General features: G+C 61.7%; 14 protein-coding genes. All 14 read left to right on the top strand.

The window, feature by feature from the left end; all coding sequences use genetic code 11:
- The first annotated feature begins 70 nt into the window (after positions 1–70).
- Complete coding sequence (locus IAG25_RS21075) at positions 71–790, top strand: DUF969 domain-containing protein (RefSeq protein WP_187606563.1); 720 nt, start codon at positions 71–73, stop codon at positions 788–790.
- Positions 787–1,743, top strand: a complete 957-nt coding sequence (locus tag IAG25_RS21070) for a DUF979 domain-containing protein (RefSeq protein ID WP_187606562.1) — start codon at positions 787–789, stop codon at positions 1,741–1,743. The genes IAG25_RS21075 and IAG25_RS21070 overlap by 4 nt, the downstream gene beginning before the upstream one ends.
- A 329-nt stretch (positions 1,744–2,072) precedes the next feature.
- Entirely contained in the window at positions 2,073–3,470 is a 1,398-nt protein-coding gene (locus IAG25_RS21065) for an undecaprenyl-phosphate glucose phosphotransferase (protein ID WP_187606561.1), read from the top strand.
- A 16-nt stretch (positions 3,471–3,486) separates the two neighbouring features.
- Positions 3,487–4,629, top strand: coding sequence for a polysaccharide biosynthesis/export family protein (locus tag IAG25_RS21060; RefSeq protein ID WP_187606560.1), 1,143 nt, complete (start codon positions 3,487–3,489; stop codon positions 4,627–4,629).
- Positions 4,626–5,063: a low molecular weight protein-tyrosine-phosphatase gene (locus IAG25_RS21055; protein WP_187606559.1), complete on the top strand. Its 438-nt coding sequence runs from the start codon at positions 4,626–4,628 to the stop codon at positions 5,061–5,063. The genes IAG25_RS21060 and IAG25_RS21055 overlap by 4 nt, the downstream gene beginning before the upstream one ends.
- Positions 5,060–7,273 (top strand): polysaccharide biosynthesis tyrosine autokinase, encoded by a 2,214-nt coding sequence (locus tag IAG25_RS21050; RefSeq protein ID WP_187606558.1) that lies wholly within the window; start codon positions 5,060–5,062, stop codon positions 7,271–7,273. Before IAG25_RS21055 ends, IAG25_RS21050 begins: the two co-directional genes overlap by 4 nt.
- Before the next feature lie 39 nt (positions 7,274–7,312).
- Entirely contained in the window at positions 7,313–8,587 is a 1,275-nt protein-coding gene (locus tag IAG25_RS21045) for a lipopolysaccharide biosynthesis protein (protein WP_187606557.1), read from the top strand.
- A 27-nt stretch (positions 8,588–8,614) separates the two neighbouring features.
- Positions 8,615–9,616, top strand: coding sequence for a UDP-N-acetylglucosamine 4,6-dehydratase (inverting) (gene pseB / locus IAG25_RS21040; protein WP_187606556.1), 1,002 nt, complete (start codon positions 8,615–8,617; stop codon positions 9,614–9,616).
- Entirely contained in the window at positions 9,617–10,774 is a 1,158-nt protein-coding gene (gene pseC, locus IAG25_RS21035) for a UDP-4-amino-4,6-dideoxy-N-acetyl-beta-L-altrosamine transaminase (RefSeq protein ID WP_187606555.1), read from the top strand.
- Positions 10,771–11,487 carry a pseudaminic acid cytidylyltransferase gene (gene pseF / locus IAG25_RS21030; protein ID WP_187606554.1) on the top strand — a complete coding sequence of 239 codons (717 nt, stop codon included), beginning with the start codon at positions 10,771–10,773 and terminating at the stop codon, positions 11,485–11,487. Before pseC ends, pseF begins: the two co-directional genes overlap by 4 nt.
- Positions 11,465–12,550 (top strand): UDP-2,4-diacetamido-2,4,6-trideoxy-beta-L-altropyranose hydrolase, encoded by a 1,086-nt coding sequence (gene pseG / locus IAG25_RS21025; protein ID WP_187606553.1) that lies wholly within the window; start codon positions 11,465–11,467, stop codon positions 12,548–12,550. The genes pseF and pseG overlap by 23 nt, the downstream gene beginning before the upstream one ends.
- A gap of 39 nt (positions 12,551–12,589) precedes the next feature.
- Entirely contained in the window at positions 12,590–13,669 is a 1,080-nt protein-coding gene (gene pseI / locus IAG25_RS21020) for a pseudaminic acid synthase (RefSeq protein ID WP_255503834.1), read from the top strand.
- 327 nt (positions 13,670–13,996) lie between these two features.
- Positions 13,997–14,713 carry a hypothetical protein gene (locus tag IAG25_RS21015; RefSeq protein WP_187606552.1) on the top strand — a complete coding sequence of 239 codons (717 nt, stop codon included), beginning with the start codon at positions 13,997–13,999 and terminating at the stop codon, positions 14,711–14,713.
- Positions 14,710–15,918 (top strand): O-antigen ligase family protein, encoded by a 1,209-nt coding sequence (locus tag IAG25_RS21010; RefSeq protein WP_187606551.1) that lies wholly within the window; start codon positions 14,710–14,712, stop codon positions 15,916–15,918. The genes IAG25_RS21015 and IAG25_RS21010 overlap by 4 nt, the downstream gene beginning before the upstream one ends.
- The last annotated feature ends 3 nt before the right edge of the window (positions 15,919–15,921 follow it).

Below are 15,921 nucleotides of genomic sequence, written 5' to 3'. Positions count from 1 at the left end.
AAGCGGGGCGTTTTAGCAAGCGAGCGCCCGATTCGAGGCGCGTTTACTACCTGTCGGTGTGGAGATCTCAATGACAAATGCAGTCAACTTATGGCCGCTCATCGGTGTGGCCGTCATCATCGCGGGCTTCGTGCTGCGCTTCAATCCGATGCTGATCGTCGCGGCCGCCGCGATCATCACCGGCTTCGCGGCGCACTTTCCCGTCGAACGTATTCTGACCGCGATCGGCAGCGGCTTTCTGAAGACGCGCAACATTCCGCTCATCATTCTGTTGCCGCTCGCGGTGATCGGCCTGCTCGAACGGCACGGCCTGCGCGAGCGTGCGCAGATGTGGATTTCGAGCATCAAGGCGGCGACGGCGGGCCGTCTGCTGATCGTCTATCTGTTCGTCCGTGAAATCACCGCGGCGGTCGGCCTGACGGGACTCGGCGGTCATCCGCAGATGGTGCGCCCGCTGCTCGCGCCGATGGCCGAAGGCGCCACCGAAGCGCGCTACGGCAAGCTCTCCGACGCGACGCGCCACAAGTTGCGCGCCTATTCGGCCGCCACGGACAACGTCGGCCTGTTCTTCGGCGAGGACATCTTCGTCGCGTTCGGCGCGATCGTGCTGATGGTCACGTTTTTGAAGGAAGCGGGGATCGTCGTGGAGCCGATGCATGTCGCCGTCTGGGGCATCCCGACTGCGATCTGCGCGTTCCTGATCCACGGCTTCAGGCTCTGGCTGCTCGATCGCAGGCTCGCGCGCGAGCTCGAAGCGCTTACGCGCAATGGCGTGGGAGAGAAAGCATGACGCTCACGATCAACTATCTCTTCTATCTGGTCGGCATCATCCTGCTGGTCGTCGGCGGGATGATTCTCACTGACAAGGCACATCCGAAGCGATTCAGCGCGGGCGTGTTCTGGCTCATTTACGCGCTGATCTTTCTCGTCGGCGACTGGATTCCGGTTCCGGTCGTGGGCGTGCTCGTCGTGGCGATGGCGCTGATCGCGGGTCTCGGCGGCGTCACGGGCGCGAAGCCCAAGATGCTCTCCGAGCAAACGCGCCGCCAGAGCGCCGTGCGGCTCGGCAACAAGCTCTTCGTGCCCGCGCTGACGATTCCGGTCGTCACCGTGATCCTCACGCTCGGCGCGAAGTACCTCGTGTTCGGCGGCGTGCCGCTGATCGAGCTGAAGAACGTGACGCTGATCGGCTTCGGCGTCGGTTGCGTGATCGCGCTTGCGATTGCGTGCGTGATGACGCGCGATACCGTCGGCCAGTCGATGCGCGAGACGCGCCGCCTCATCGATGCGCTGTCGTGGGCCGCCGTGCTGCCGCAGATGCTCGGCATGCTCGGGCTTGTGTTCTCGGATGCGGGCGTGGGCAAGGCGGTCGCGCATGTGACGACCGCGTACGTCAACATGGATTACCGGATCGTCGCGGTGGCGGTGTATGTGGTCGGCATGGCGCTCTTCACGATGGTCATGGGCAACGGCTTCGCCGCATTCCCGGTGATGACGGGAGGCGTCGGCGTGCCGATTCTCGTCGGCGTGTTCCACGGCAATCCCGCGACGATGGCCGCGATCGGCATGTTCTCCGGCTACTGCGGCACGCTGATGACGCCGATGGCCGCGAACTTCAACATCGTGCCGGCGGCGTTGCTGGAGCTTCCGGACAAGAACGCGGTGATCAAGGTGCAGGTGCCGACCGCGCTCACGCTCATGATCGTCAATATCTTTCTGCTGAACTGGTTGATGTTCATCTGAACGACAGCGCTTGACCTGTGCGGATCGCGGAATGACGCCGCGATCCGCACGCACGCTCGCAACACCCCCTTCCCTCGCCTCCCAGCCACATTTTTTTCTTCGTGGCAAACATTTCTCCAATTTCGTGGACGCACGTCTGCATGCCGCTGACGATAAGCGGCAATTAAGAATCTGCTTATATCTGCTCGCAGGAGCATGTCGGAGACTCTGGCGCCCTCACTGCTCTGAAAAGCATCGCGTGCTTCTGGAGTTGATTGAGGACATCGGTTCGCCCCTTGTGCCGCTTTATGCGGACATAGACGAGCCGGTTTTCCGTCACCGATCCCGTCATGCGTTTGCCGAGTTATTCCCATCTGCTCGCTTTATCCGCGAGGCCTGATCTGCTGCTTCGCCTGCTCGAGACGATCGTCGTCGCGGCCAGCGCGCTCACGGCCCAACGGATCTTCGGACATAGCGTAACCGCCGGTTATGACAGCGCGGTCGCCGCCTTCGCGATCATCTTCGCGTGGAGCGCGTTGTCCGGGTTCTACGTGAAGAGCCCGATGCGCCGCGTATCGCTGCCGCGCGCCGTGCTCCTTCCGGCGCTCGGCTGGGTGCTCTGCGAGGTCGGCGCGGTGTGCATCATCAAGTGGATGAATGGCGAATACCAGCCTTCGCGCGCATGGCTCGCCGGCCTTTTCCTGCCGACGGCCATCGGCGTGATGCTGTGCCGCGTCGTCGACCGGATCGCCGGTGCGCGCCGTGTGCGTCGCGTGTCGGTGGCGGTGGTCGGGCGCGGCGCGCGTTGTGCGGCCTTCGTGCGACGCATCGCCGCCATGCCCGATTCGGCCTGCCGCGTCGAGGCCCTCTTCGACATGGACGCCGATGCCGACGCGACAGTCAGCGGCGTCGCGCTCTTTCACGACATCGACACGTTCGCCGCCCGCGTGCGCGCACAGCGCGTCGACGAAGTGTGGCTCGCGCTGCCGCTCACGGACGAAGCAACGCTGCTGCGCTTTCTCGATGTCTTCCGCGACGACCTGCTGAACATTCGCTTCGTTCCGGAGATCGACCAGCTCACCCGCTTCCGGGGCGAAGCCGCCGGCCTCGACTCTACTTTTGCGATCAATCTCGTCGCCGTGCCGCTGACGGCACGTGCGCTCGCCAGCAAGGCGATATTCGACCGGATCTTCTCCTTTTGCACGGTCGTCGGGATGTCGCCCGTGTTCGTTGCGATCGCGCTTGCCGTCAAGTTGTCGTCGCCCGGTCCCGTGCTGTTCACGCAGCGGCGCCAGGGCGCGAACGGCACGCCCTTCGACATCTACAAGTTCCGCACGATGCACACGCACGAGACCGACGACGGCCTCGTCGTGCAGGCCACGCGCGACGATCCGCGCGTCACGCGCGTCGGTGCGTTTCTGCGTCGCACGAGCCTCGACGAACTGCCGCAATTCTTCAATGTGCTGCGCGGCGAGATGTCGGTCGTCGGTCCCCGTCCGCATGCGATAGAGCACGACGCGCTCTATCAGCACGTCGTAGACGGCTATATCCATCGCTACCGCATTAAGCCGGGCATCACCGGCTGGGCGCAGATCAACGGCTTGCGCGGCGAGACCGATTCCGTCCAGAAGATGCAGCGGCGCGTCGAACACGATCTCTACTACCTCAGCAACTGGTCGTTCGCGCTCGACATGCGCATCGTGCTCGCGACCATCACGCGGGGCTTCGTTCATCGCAATGCGTATTGATTCGCAGGACTTATTCATGAAGGACTCCTTTCCACGCACCGCCGCGGCCATCGCGCTGGTGGCAATGTTGAGCGCGTGTCAGTTCGCGCCTGGCTTTCGCATGCCGGTCAGCGCCGACGCGACCGCGAGCGACGGCGATGCCGGCCCGCATATCGAGGCCACCGCCGCGACGCCCGCGATCCCCGTCACGGAACTCGATCTCGCGCTCGCCAGGCGTTACGTCGACCAACGCAAGGCGAACCAGGACGGGCAGGCCAAGCGGCTGTTCGGCGCGCCAGCCGTCTACACGGTCGGCGCGGGTGACGTGCTGCAGATCGTCGTCTGGGATCACCCGGAGTTCGCGGCGGCGCTCGGCGCCGGCCAGAGTCAGGGGTCCGCGAAAACGAGCGATCCGGCGGCCGGTTTCGTCGTCGATCAGAAGGGCAATCTGCGCTTTCCTTACGCAGGCACGCTGGCGGTCGCCGGATTGCGCACCGATGAGATTCAGCAAAAGCTCGCCGCCGCGCTATCGACTTATCTCGTCAAGCCGCAAGTCACCGTGCGGATGGCGTCGTATCGCGCGCGTCAGGTGTATGTCGACGGCCAGGTGCGCGATCCCGGCGCGATTTCGCTGACAGACGTGCCGCTCAGTTTCTACGACGCGATCTCGCGCGCCGGCGGCTTCAACGACAACGCCGATCAGAGCGATGTCGTGCTGGTGCGCGGCGGCGATTCGTATCGGATCGATGTACCGCAACTGCTCGCGCAGGGGCTCAACCCGTCGAAGCTGTATCTGAAGGAAGGGGACCTGCTGCGCGTCACATCACGCGACGACAACGGCGTGTACGTGATGGGCGAAGTGAGCAAGCCGGGATCGGCCGCGCCGCGCCGCGACGGCCGGCTCACGCTCGCAGATGCGCTCTCGCAGGTGGGCAGCATCAATTCGAACACGGCGGACACCGCGCAGATGTTCGTGATTCGGCCGGGCGGCGACGCGCCGCGCGTGTATCACCTCGACAGCCGCTCGCCCGTGTCGATACTCGTGGCGAACGAGTTCGAGCTACAGCCGAAGGACGTCGTTTATGTCGACGGCAGCGGGCTCGTGCGCTTCAACCGCGTGATCAGTTTGTTGATGCCGCTGATCAGCACGGGGCTCACGGCGGGAGTGATCGCGAAGTGATCGGCTCCGTGTTGATGGTGTGCGAAGGCAACATCTGCCGCAGCCCGCTGGCGGCGGCGTTGCTCGCGCGCGAGTTGCCGCATCTCGACGTCGGATCGGCGGGCACGCACGCGCTGGTGGGCGCGCCCGCCGACGCGGCCGTCGCTGAACTGGCGCGTGAGCACGGCATCGCGCTCGATGCGCACGTCGCCACGCAACTCGTTGCGCCGCTCGCTCGCACCGCAGACCTGATTCTCACGATGACCAGGCCGCAGCGCGAATGGGTCGAGACCGCGTTTCCCTCGACGCGCGGCAAGGTGTTTCGTCTATGCGACGAACACGGCTCGGACGTCACCGATCCTTACCGGCGGCACCGCGCGGTGTTCGACCTGGCCTTCGCCCAGATCCGGGAAGGCGTCTCGCAATGGACCCGCATGTTGGCGGAACAACGATGAACGACATCAACCTCAAGCCTTCCTCGTCCGAACCCGCGGCCGGCGACGATGAAATTCGCCTCTCGGAGATCGTCTCCGTATTGCGCGAGCGTCGCGGGCTGATCGCGGTCGTCGCGGCGTGCACGCTCGCGGCCGGAGCGCTGTATGCGTTTCTCTGGACGCCGACCTATCGCGCCGACGCACTCATTCAGGTCGACGACGACAGCAGCGCAGGCACGCTCAACGACAAGCTCGGCGACCTCGCGGCTCTGTTTCAGAACAAGGCGAGCGCCGATGCGGAAATCGAGCTGATGCGCTCGCGCATGGTGATCGGCGATGCGGTTGCGCGCCTGCATCTCGATATCGATGCGCGTCCGCATTATCTGCCGCTCGTCGGCGCGCCTTACGTTCGTTACACCGCCGCCGATGGTCTCGCGAGCGCGCCGCTCGGCCTCGCAAGTTACGCGTGGGGCGGCGAGCGCATTGGCGTCTCGACCTTCGACGTCGCGCCGCGCCAGTTCGACAAGACGTTCACGCTGATTGCAGGTGAAGGCGAGCGCTACGAACTGCAAGACTCCGACGGCACCATCGTTTTGCGCGGCCGCGTCGGTGAAAGGGCCACGGCGCAAGGCAGCGACGGACCCGTCAAGCTGCTGGTGACGTCGCTGCTCGCCCGCCCCGGCACACTCTTCGAACTGAAGCGCGCATCGACGCAGCAGACCATCGAGGATTTGCAGAAGGCGCTCACGATCAGCGAGAAGACGAAGCAGTCGGGCATCATCGGCATGTCGCTCGACGGCCCCGACGCGCAACGCGTCACGACGACCGTCAATACGATCGCGACGCTCTACGTGCAACGCAACGTCGACCGCAAGTCCGCGCAGGCGCAACAGATGCTCGCGTTCCTCGGCGATCAACTGCCGCAACTGCGCGCCGACCTCGATCGCGCCGAAGCGCGCTACAACGCGTTTCGCGCGAAGCAGGGCGCGGTCGATCTGGAAGAGCAAAGCAAGTTGCTGCTTCAGACGGTTGTAGAGAACCGCTCGAAGATCATCGAATTGCAGCAGCAGCGCGCGGATCTCGTTCAGCGTTACACCGCGAAGCATCCTTCCGTGACTGCGGTCGATGCGCGCATTGGCGAACTGCAGCACCAGTCCGACGAGACCGACAAGCAGATCAACGCGCTCCCCTCGGTGCAGCAGGACGCCGTGCGTCTCTTGCGCGACGTGAAGGTCAGCAACGATCTCTACACGAGCCTGCTCAACAGCACGCAGCAATTGCGCGTATTGAAGGCGGGGCAACTCGGCAACGTCCGCACCGTGGACTACGCGGTGACGCCGGAGAAGCCCGTCGCGCCGAAGAAGGCGCTGACCCTCGCGCTTTCCGTCGCGCTCGGCCTCCTGGCCGGCTGCGCGCTCGCGCTCGCGCGGCGCATGTTCAATCGCGGCCTCGAAACGCCTGCGGAAATCGAGCAGGCGCTCGACCTCCCGGTCTACGCGATCATCTCGCACTCCGAACGGCAGGCGTCGCTGCGGTTGTCGCGCCGTCGCATGCCGACGAAACCGCACGTGCTCGCCGACGTCGCGCCGAATGATGTCGCCATCGAAGGCTTGCGCAGCCTGCGCACCGCGCTGCAGTTCGGCGTGATCAAGCCGCGCAACAACGTGATCATGGTGACGGGACCGCGTCCGGGCATCGGCAAGTCGTTCGTGTCCGCGAACTTCGCGACCGTGCTCGCCGCAGGTGGTCAGCGCGTGCTGCTGATCGATGGTGACATGCGCCGCGGCGACCTTAATCGCATGTTCGCGCAGCCCGGAACGCCGGGACTCGCCGAGCTGCTGAACGGCGCCGACCCGGACGCCGTGATTCGTCAGGGCGCGCTGCCGCATCTCGATCTGATCACCGGCGGTGCCGCGCCCGATCTGCCCGCCGAGCTGTTGATGCGCGAGCGCTTCGCACGCGTGCTCGACGAACTGCGCGCGCGTTATGACTTCGTGATCATCGATTCGCCGCCGGTGCTGGCGGTGACCGATTCCGGGTTGATAGGCAGACATGCGGGCGCGGCGCTGCTCGTCGCGCGTCATGGATTCCATACCGCGGCGGAGCTGCGTCAGACCGCGCGTCAGCTCGTCAGCGCGGGTGTGCAGGTGGATGGGGTGCTGCTCACCGATACGCCGGCGCGCGGGATGGCTTATGGGGCGTTTTCTCAGTATGCGAGTCGTGACAACTGATTCCTTGCAGACTGCCGTGCGCCTGTTCGATCGCCTGAAGTGGAGCCGCTCATGACGCTTGACGAAGTGTTCAGCGTCGCGCGCCTGTCGAGAGTCGCGAATGTTTCGCTGCGCGGGCTTACGCTGGTGAGCAAGTTCGTGTTGCTGCTCGCCCTGGCGAAATACATGACACTCGTCGAAGTCGGCCAGTATGGCGTGCTGGCCGCCACGATCGGTTATGCGCTTTTCATTCTCGGGCTGGACTTTTATACCTACAGCACACGGGAGATGTTGAATGTCGACCGAACCCTGTGGCCTGCCATGTTGCGCAATCAGGCTGTGTTTTACGTCGCCTGTTACGCGACTATGTTGCCGGTCTTCTATGTTGCGCTTGAGTGGTCGGACGCATTCTCCGATCGGCTGGTCGTCTGGTTCATCGTGCTCGTGATTCTGGAGCATCTCGCGCAGGAACTCAGTCGCTTGCTGGTCGCGATGTCGCGGCCTGTCTCGGCAACCGTCCTCGGATTTTTGCGAGGCGGCATATGGGTGTTCGCGTGCATCGCAGTGATGATCGCAGTGCCGGCCCTGAGGTGTATCGAAACGGTGCTCGTTGCATGGGCGTGCGGAAGTCTTTGCGCCGTCGCTTTTGGCCTTGCAAGCATTCGCGGATTGCTTCGGTCGGATGTCACACGAAGCCGTATCGATTGGCGATGGATATGGCGCGGCGTAAAAATCTGCACCCCGCTGCTCATTGCGACGTTGTCCATCCGCGGCCTTTCGGTGTTCGATCGCTACCTGCAGGGCTTTGTTGCGGGTAAGGAAGCGCTCGGCGTCTATATCTTCTATGCAAGCGTGGCCAACGCCATTCAGGCATTCCTCGATGCCGCCGTTTTCTCTTTTCAGTATCCGCGCGTGGTCAAGGCTGCGCAGAGCAAAGACAGATCCGACTTGGGTGCGGCAGTCAGGCAATTGACGCGCGCGACGGTCTTCACCGTGATCGCGCTTTCGCTCATTGCGTCGATCGGAATCAAGCCGGTGCTGGAGCTGCTGCATCGGCCGATCTATGCCGAACATCTCGGCATGTTCTTCTGGATTTTGGCGGGAGTCGTTCTATTTTCGATGAGCATGATTCCGCATTACCTGCTCTACGCGATTCGACGCGATCGGGCCATTCTCGCAGCCAATCTGAGCAGCGTTGCCGTCTTCGTCGTCGCGGCGTTTGCTCTCGCGCCGCATCTGCAAACTCTGGCGATTCCTGTTGCCCTCACTGTCGCATACGGAACCATGTTCGCGTCAAAGCTCGCGCTTTGTCGAAGCTTTGGTGCGTCCAGATAAATCTGCTTCAACCTGAAAGATCGAAACATGTTTAACGATAAGTCCATCCTCATCACCGGCGGAACCGGTTCGTTCGGCAAGAAATACGTCAAGACCATTCTCGCGCGCTACAAGCCGCGGCGTCTGATCATTTTCTCGCGTGACGAACTCAAGCAATTCGAGATGCAGCAGGACTTCAACGATCCGTGCATGCGATATTTCATCGGCGATGTCCGGGACTTCGATCGTCTGCTGCAAGCCATGAACCACGTAGACTTCGTGATTCATGCCGCGGCGCTGAAGCAGGTGCCCGCAGCCGAATACAACCCGATGGAATGCATCAAGACAAATATCCACGGCGCCGAGAACGTCATTCGCGCCGCGCTCGCGAACAATGTGGAAAAGGTCATCGCGCTTTCGACCGACAAGGCGGCGAATCCCATCAATCTGTATGGCGCGACGAAATTGGCGTCCGACAAACTCTTCGTTGCGGCAAATAACATCTCGGGCGGCCACCGGACTCGCTTCGCCGTGGTCCGCTACGGGAATGTGGTCGGATCCCGTGGCTCCGTCGTGCCGTTCTTCAAGCGACTCGTGGCATCCGGCGCGGCCGCCTTGCCGATCACGCACCCGGAAATGACGCGCTTCTGGATCACGCTGCAGCAGGGCGTCGACTTCGTGCTCACGAATTTCCAGCGCATGCACGGCGGCGAGATCTTCGTGCCGAAGATTCCCTCGATCAGGATTCTCGATCTGGCTCGCGCCATCGCCCCGGAGGTCGACACGAGGATCGTTGGTATCCGGCCGGGCGAGAAACTGCACGAAATCATGTGCCCCGCGGACGATTCCCATCTGACGGTCGAGTTCGGCGATCACTACGTGCTGAGTCCCACGATCATGTTCAACGGCCGCGCAGACGACTTCAGCCGCAACGCGCTCAACGAACAGGGGCGTCCCGTGAAACAAGGCTTCGAATACAACTCGGGCTCGAATGATCATTTCCTTTCGATCGAGCAGATTCGTGAATTCGACCAACCGGCGCACGCATAAATGATTCCTTATGGCAGACAGGAGATCACGCAGGACGATATCGACGCGGTTATCGATGTCCTGCGCTCGGATTTCCTCACACAAGGTCCGGCAGTGCCGAACTTCGAGAAAGCGATAGCAATGCGGGTCGGCGCACGCTTCGGGGTTGCGGTGAATAGCGCGACGTCCGCTTTGCATATTGCCTGCCTCAGCCTCGGGCTCGGCGCGGGAGATTGTCTCTGGACGACTCCGATCACGTTCGTCGCGTCAGCGAACTGCGCTCGATATTGCGGCGCAGACGTCGATTTCGTGGATATCGATCCGGCTACGTACAACATCGATATCGAATCGCTCGGGCACAAGCTCGAGGTCGCAAAGACGAACGGCAAGTTGCCGAAGATTCTGGTGGTCGTTCATCTTTGCGGCCAGCCGTGCCAACTCGAAGCGATTCGCGCGTTGAGCCGGCAGTATGGATTCCGCGTAATCGAAGACGCTTCGCATGCGATCGGCGCGTCGTACAAAGACGCAGCCATCGGAAACTGCCAATACTCGGATATCACCGTCTTCAGTTTTCATCCCGTGAAAATCATCACGACGGGCGAAGGCGGCATGGCGATGACCAATGACGCGCAACTCGCGAGTCGCATGGAAATGCTGAGAAGTCACGGCATTACACGCGATCCTCTCGCGATGACGCACGCGCCGGACGGCCCCTGGTATTACCAGCAGATCGATCTCGGCTTCAATTACCGGATGACCGACCTGCAGGCCGCGCTCGGATTGACGCAACTGACGCGACTCGATACCTACGTTCACCGCCGCAAGGCTATTGCGGCCCGCTATGACCATCGCCTGAGCGCGTTGCCGGTCCAGACTCCACTGCAGATCGCGGAAGCGGCATCGGCGTGGCATCTGTATGTGATCCGGCTGCGTCTCGATGAAATTACGCGCTCGCGTGAAGAAGTCGTGCAGGCTTTGCGAACTGCGGGAATCGGCGTCAACGTTCATTACATTCCCGTTCATACGCAGCCGTACTATCAGGCGCTAGGGTTTCGAACCGGAGATTATCCGCAAGCAGAGCGCTATTACAGCGAGGCGATCAGCCTGCCGCTTTACGCAACGATGAGCGATGCGCAGCAGGACACGGTCGTCGACGCACTCGCGGCGGCGCTGTCATGACGACCGTGGCCATCGTTCCGGCTCGCGGCGGCAGCAAGCGCATTCCCGGCAAGAACACGAAGCTGTTCGGTGACAAGCCGATCATCGCATGGTCGATCGAAGCCGCGTTGCGCTCGAAGTGCTTCGATCGCGTCGTGGTCTCGACGGACTGCGCGCGGATCGCCGATATCGCGCGCGACTTCGGCGCGGAGGTTCCGTTCATGCGTCCGGCCGAACTTGCCGATGACCACGCTCCGACCATATCGGTCATGAAACACGCGCTGTCGTCGCTGGCCTGCGAACCGGAAGACCTGGCCTGCTGCGTCTATGCGACGGCGCCGTTCCTGATGGCCGATGACCTCGCGCGCGGCCTGGACGTGCTGCGAACATCGAAAGCCGATTTCGCTGTCAGCGTCACGACGTTCGCGTTTCCGATTCAACGCGCGCTTCGCATCACCGCCGAAGGTCGCGTCGCGATGCTCGATCCACGGAACTATCTCGTGCGGTCGCAGGATCTGGAAGAGGCCTATCACGATGCCGCGCAATTCTATTGGGGCACCGCCGAAGCTTTCCTCGCGGCGCGTCCGATACTCGGCGAAGGCACCGCTCCCGTGGAAATTCCGCGCTATCGCGTGCAAGACATCGATACGCCGGAAGACTGGATTCAGGCGGAAGCCATGCATGCGGCACTGCGCGATTTGGGAATGACCGATGCGAATCGCTTTCCGGGCTGATTCGTCGCCCGTGATCGGCAGCGGGCACGTGATGCGCTGTATCGCGCTCGCACAGGCGCTCGCGCAGGCAGGCGCTGAAATTCACTTCGTGACCACGGCATACGAGGGCCACCTCGGCGCCGTCATCCGGGCGGCTGGTATCACGTGCCATGAGCTGATCGCCGTGGACGAGCGCTTATCCATGGACCATCGCGTATGGACTGCGGAAATGACGTCCGCGCATATTGCCGACGTGAAGCGAACGCTCGCATCGCTCGGCGCGGTGGACTGGCTCGTCGTCGATCACTATGGGCTGGATACGCGTTTCGAGGCGTCATGCCGCGCCCTTGTGAAGCACGTCGCCGTGATCGACGACCTGGCCAATCGCGAGCACGACGCCACGCTGCTAGTCGACCAGAATCTGTTTCAGGATGCCGAAACTCGCTACCGCGATTTGATACCCGCGCACTGTCAGACTCTGCTGGGGCCCGGCTATGCCTTGTTGCGCGAGGAGTTTCGCGCATATCGGGAGGCGCGCCTGAACCGGGCTGCGCATACGGGCGCGTTGCGCGTGCTGGCTTTCTTCGGGGGCGGCGACAGCAGCAATGAGACCGAGAAGTTTCTGTTGGGCTGGCCTGGATCGGCCGAGGAAGGTCTGTGTGCGGACGTGGTGGTGGGTGGAAGCAATCCGCACATCGGCCGGTTGCGTTCGCTGGCGGAGACGATTCCCAATGTGCGCCTTCATCATCAGACACCGGACATGGCGCAGCTCATGGCCACCAGCGACTATGCATTCGGTGCGTCGGGCAGCGCGAACTGGGAGCGGCTTTGTCTCGGACTGAACGCAAGCGTCGTGTGTGTCGCCGACAACCAGGTGCAAACCGTTAGCGCACTCGTGCAGCAAGGGCTCGTCGATTACATCGGCTGTTCCGACGAAACGAGCCCGTCGACGTATTCGCAAGCATTGCATCGCCTCAAGGCGAATCCAAACGAATACCTTCGCCCCGCAGAGCGCCTGATGGGCCTTGTGGATGGATCGGGCGCGCGGCGCGTTGCGCACGCCATCCTCGATATCGCGCGCTGAATGCCGCTTCGGCCCTCTCAACATCATTTACGAACTCGAATGACACAGAAACTCAAGACATCGATGCAGATTGCCGGCAGAGCGATCGGACCGGAGCATCCGCCTTACGTGATCGCCGAGCTTTCTGCCAATCACAACGGCTGTCTGGATACGGCGTTGCGCATCATCGACGTGGCGAAGGAAGCGGGCGCGGCCGCCGTGAAGTTGCAGACGTACCGGCCAGATACGATCACGCTCGACTCGCGAGGTCCCGATTTCCTGATTCACGGCGGACTGTGGGACGGCAAATCGCTCTATGAGCTCTATCAGTGGGCATATATGCCGTGGGATTGGCACAAACCGCTGTTCGAGCATGCGCGTCGGCGGGACATAACCATCTTCAGCTCGCCGTTCGACTCAACCGCCGTCGATCTGCTCGAAGATCTGAACGCACCCGCGTACAAGATTGCTTCGTTTGAGGCAGTCGATCTTCCGCTCATCAGGTATGCGGCGAGCACGAAGAAGCCTTTGGTGATTTCGACCGGCATGGCGTCCAGGGATGAAATTGGCGAAGCCATCGAAGCCGCGCGCTCGGCCGGCTGTCGCGAACTCGCCATCCTTCATTGCGTGAGCGGCTATCCCGCGCTCGCCGAGCACTACAACCTTCACACCATCCGGGACATGATCGACCACTTCGGCGTGGTGGTTGGGCTGTCCGATCACACGATCGACAACACGACCGCGATCGCGAGCGTGGCGCTCGGCGCATCGATCATCGAAAAGCATGTGACGCTCGACCGCAACGGAGGCGGCCCCGACGACAGCTTCAGCCTCGAGCCGGACGGTCTCCTGGCGCTCACGACCGAAGCGCGGCGTTGCTGGAACGCGATGGGCAAAGTGACGTATCAGGTGCAGGAGAGTGAAGCCCCGAATCAGAAATTCCGACGCTCTCTGTATATCGTGAAGCCGGTCGCCGCCGGCGAGAAGTTCGCGCCTGAAAACGTCAGAAGCATTCGTCCCGGGTATGGACTCGCGCCCAAGCATTACGACGCGCTGATCGGACAGACAGCCCCGCGAGACTTTGCTGCAGGCGAACCGGTGCCGCGCGACATTCTCGCGGGCCACGTGGCCACCCGATAAGCGCAACTGGCCCGCAAACGTCTTATGTCGACCTTGTTCGTCGTTCAAAACGACACGCATGCTAAGAACTTCAACATCCTTGCCCGCGAAGCGATTTCGCGTGGCGAGGCCGTGTCCATCCTGCTACTGGACGGCGCCACGCACGAATCGACGGAGCGATTCTTCGATGAGAACGTGACTCCATCGATCAACCGTGTCGAACGAACGGCCAGAGCATTCTATCGATCGGGCGGCTTGCATCGCGCCCGGATTTGCATGCGGTTCCGCGCGTGGGCGCGAGCCGAAATCGGGTCGTTCGATCACGTCGTTCTTGGAAACGACGGCGCGTTGCAGAAGATCATCGTCAAGGCGGCGCGAGCCAGAAGGCCGAACTGTCGGATCACCGTCATGCTCGACGGGTTGCACACGCGCGAGAAAGGGAGTCGCGCTTTCGCGAAGCGCCTGATGCAACGGCTGGCGGAGCGTCTGAATCTCGACGAATTCGTTCCGAGCACGGTGGGCGTAAGCGGCATGATCGATGACATAACCGTGATGCATGCGTCCGTCGCTGATGTGCTTCGCTTTCACGGAGCAACCGCGCAAAGCATCTTGGTTTCGCCATTGCCACGGCACGCTGCGATACGCGAAACCGCGGGCCGTGACGCGTCCGGCAAGACGCGCATTCTGTTTCTCGGCAGCGCGTATCTCTGGCATGGCGAGCATACCGGTCATGATCGGCAGACCGCGGATTTCGCTGCGTTAAGCCACTTCGCCGCGCGTTCGGCGCATTGCCAATGTCGTCTGCGCATTCATCCGCGAGACGATGTCTCGATCTATCGCCAACTCGATCTAACTGGCTTGCAAATCAGCGATGGCAAGACAAGTCTCGAGGAAGATTTAATGTGGTCCGACGTCGTCGTGGCGTCGCGTTCGTCGGGTTTATTCGATGCGACGCTGGCCGGACGACGCGCCGTGGTTTATACGGCGCATTTTCCCGCACCGGAAGATGACACATTCCTGAGTTCGCTCCCCTCCATCACGACGTTTGAAGAGCTGGATCAATGAAATCGTCGAGATTGACGGCGTGGGGGCTGTATTTCCTCTTCCTGGTGTATCTCCCGTTCACCGGATATTCGTACGTTTCCATTCGAGGCGGCTCGCAGATCATCGATAAGGACGTTCGGGCGGCGGTCGTTCTCTTGCTGTTCGCGATGATCGCGGCGCTATTCGTGCTCACTCGGAGAGTCGATTCTGTCCCCCGATGCGTCATAGGATTGGGAAGTTTCTTTTTCTACGGACTCGCCATTTCTGCGATGCGCAATCCGCCGCAGGAATACGAGTCCTACTTTCTGCGCATTGCGTCGATCATCCTCATCTTCTGGATGGGCTACTCATGGGCGAAGCGCGATCGGGAAGACTGGTGGCGCTCCGCACGGAATATCGTCGTGGGAAGCTCGCTGATCTATGTCGCGCAATCGATGATCGATTTGCTGGCCGGTCGCGCACTCGCGATGAACGGCGCAATACGGTTCCCAGGCAGCATCGGCAGTCCACCGGGTTATGCGTCCGTCTGCATGATCTTTCTGCTTGCGAACACCTATTTTCTGATACGCACGAGATCGAAGATTCATCTTGCGCTCTCGTTGCTTCTCGTCGTTTGCTCGTTTCTTACCGGGACACGCGCGATTGCCGTCGCCGGATTGCTCGTGCTGAGTCTGACAGTCATTGCGTATCACCGATCGATTTACGTTCGCGCGATCCTGCTGCTCCTCACATTCAGCATCGCGCCGTTAGCAATCGGTTGGGTGTTGAACAACACGGAAATAGGTTCGAGAGTCGCGCTTTCAATCAGCGATCAAGGGAATGACACGTCGACCAATTTCCGCTTGATGATCCTGTCCACTTATTTCTCACACATCTCGACTTCGCAGTTCGTGTTCGGCCTCGGGATCGGGGGCTTTCCGAAATGGTTCGAGGCGCAAACGAGCATCCAGGATGTCGGCCCTCATTTCGAGTTCCTGTGGGCACTTTCCGAATTAGGCGTCGTCGGCTCCGCCATTTACATCGTCGTGCTTTTCGGCGGGGCGCGATTGGTCCTTTCGCGACGAAGTCGGGCCGGCAGAGCAGAAAGGATTTTGGCGCTGGTTCTGATCTTTTGCCAGCAATTGATATTTCAGTTCACCAATCCGCTCTATTTCTATCAGCTTTGTCTCCCTGCCCTTTTCATGCTGGGCGGATTGCTCGGCAGCAAGCGTGGCAGGAACACGTAATTG

It is taken from the genome of Caballeronia sp. EK (genome assembly GCF_014384845.1).
In the GTDB taxonomy this organism is placed as follows: Bacteria; Pseudomonadota; Gammaproteobacteria; order Burkholderiales; family Burkholderiaceae; genus Caballeronia; species Caballeronia jiangsuensis.
Note: the sequence above shows the minus strand (reverse complement) of the source record. Positions and strands in the feature narration are given on the sequence as shown.

Bases quoted from the DNA above. Each gene is read 5' to 3' on its own strand.
- IAG25_RS21075 (WP_187606563.1), top strand. From the start codon at position 71: ATGACAAATGCAGTCAACTTATGGCCGCTCATCGGTGTGGCCGTCATC.
- IAG25_RS21070 (WP_187606562.1), top strand. From the start codon at position 787: ATGACGCTCACGATCAACTATCTCTTCTATCTGGTCGGCATCATCCTG.
- IAG25_RS21065 (WP_187606561.1), top strand. From the start codon at position 2,073: ATGCGTTTGCCGAGTTATTCCCATCTGCTCGCTTTATCCGCGAGGCCT.
- IAG25_RS21060 (WP_187606560.1), top strand. From the start codon at position 3,487: ATGAAGGACTCCTTTCCACGCACCGCCGCGGCCATCGCGCTGGTGGCA.
- IAG25_RS21050 (WP_187606558.1), top strand. From the start codon at position 5,060: ATGAACGACATCAACCTCAAGCCTTCCTCGTCCGAACCCGCGGCCGGC.
- pseB (WP_187606556.1), top strand. From the start codon at position 8,615: ATGTTTAACGATAAGTCCATCCTCATCACCGGCGGAACCGGTTCGTTC.
- pseC (WP_187606555.1), top strand. From the start codon at position 9,617: ATGATTCCTTATGGCAGACAGGAGATCACGCAGGACGATATCGACGCG.
- pseF (WP_187606554.1), top strand. From the start codon at position 10,771: ATGACGACCGTGGCCATCGTTCCGGCTCGCGGCGGCAGCAAGCGCATT.
- pseG (WP_187606553.1), top strand. From the start codon at position 11,465: ATGCGAATCGCTTTCCGGGCTGATTCGTCGCCCGTGATCGGCAGCGGG.
- pseI (WP_255503834.1), top strand. From the start codon at position 12,590: ATGACACAGAAACTCAAGACATCGATGCAGATTGCCGGCAGAGCGATC.
- IAG25_RS21010 (WP_187606551.1), top strand. From the start codon at position 14,710: ATGAAATCGTCGAGATTGACGGCGTGGGGGCTGTATTTCCTCTTCCTG.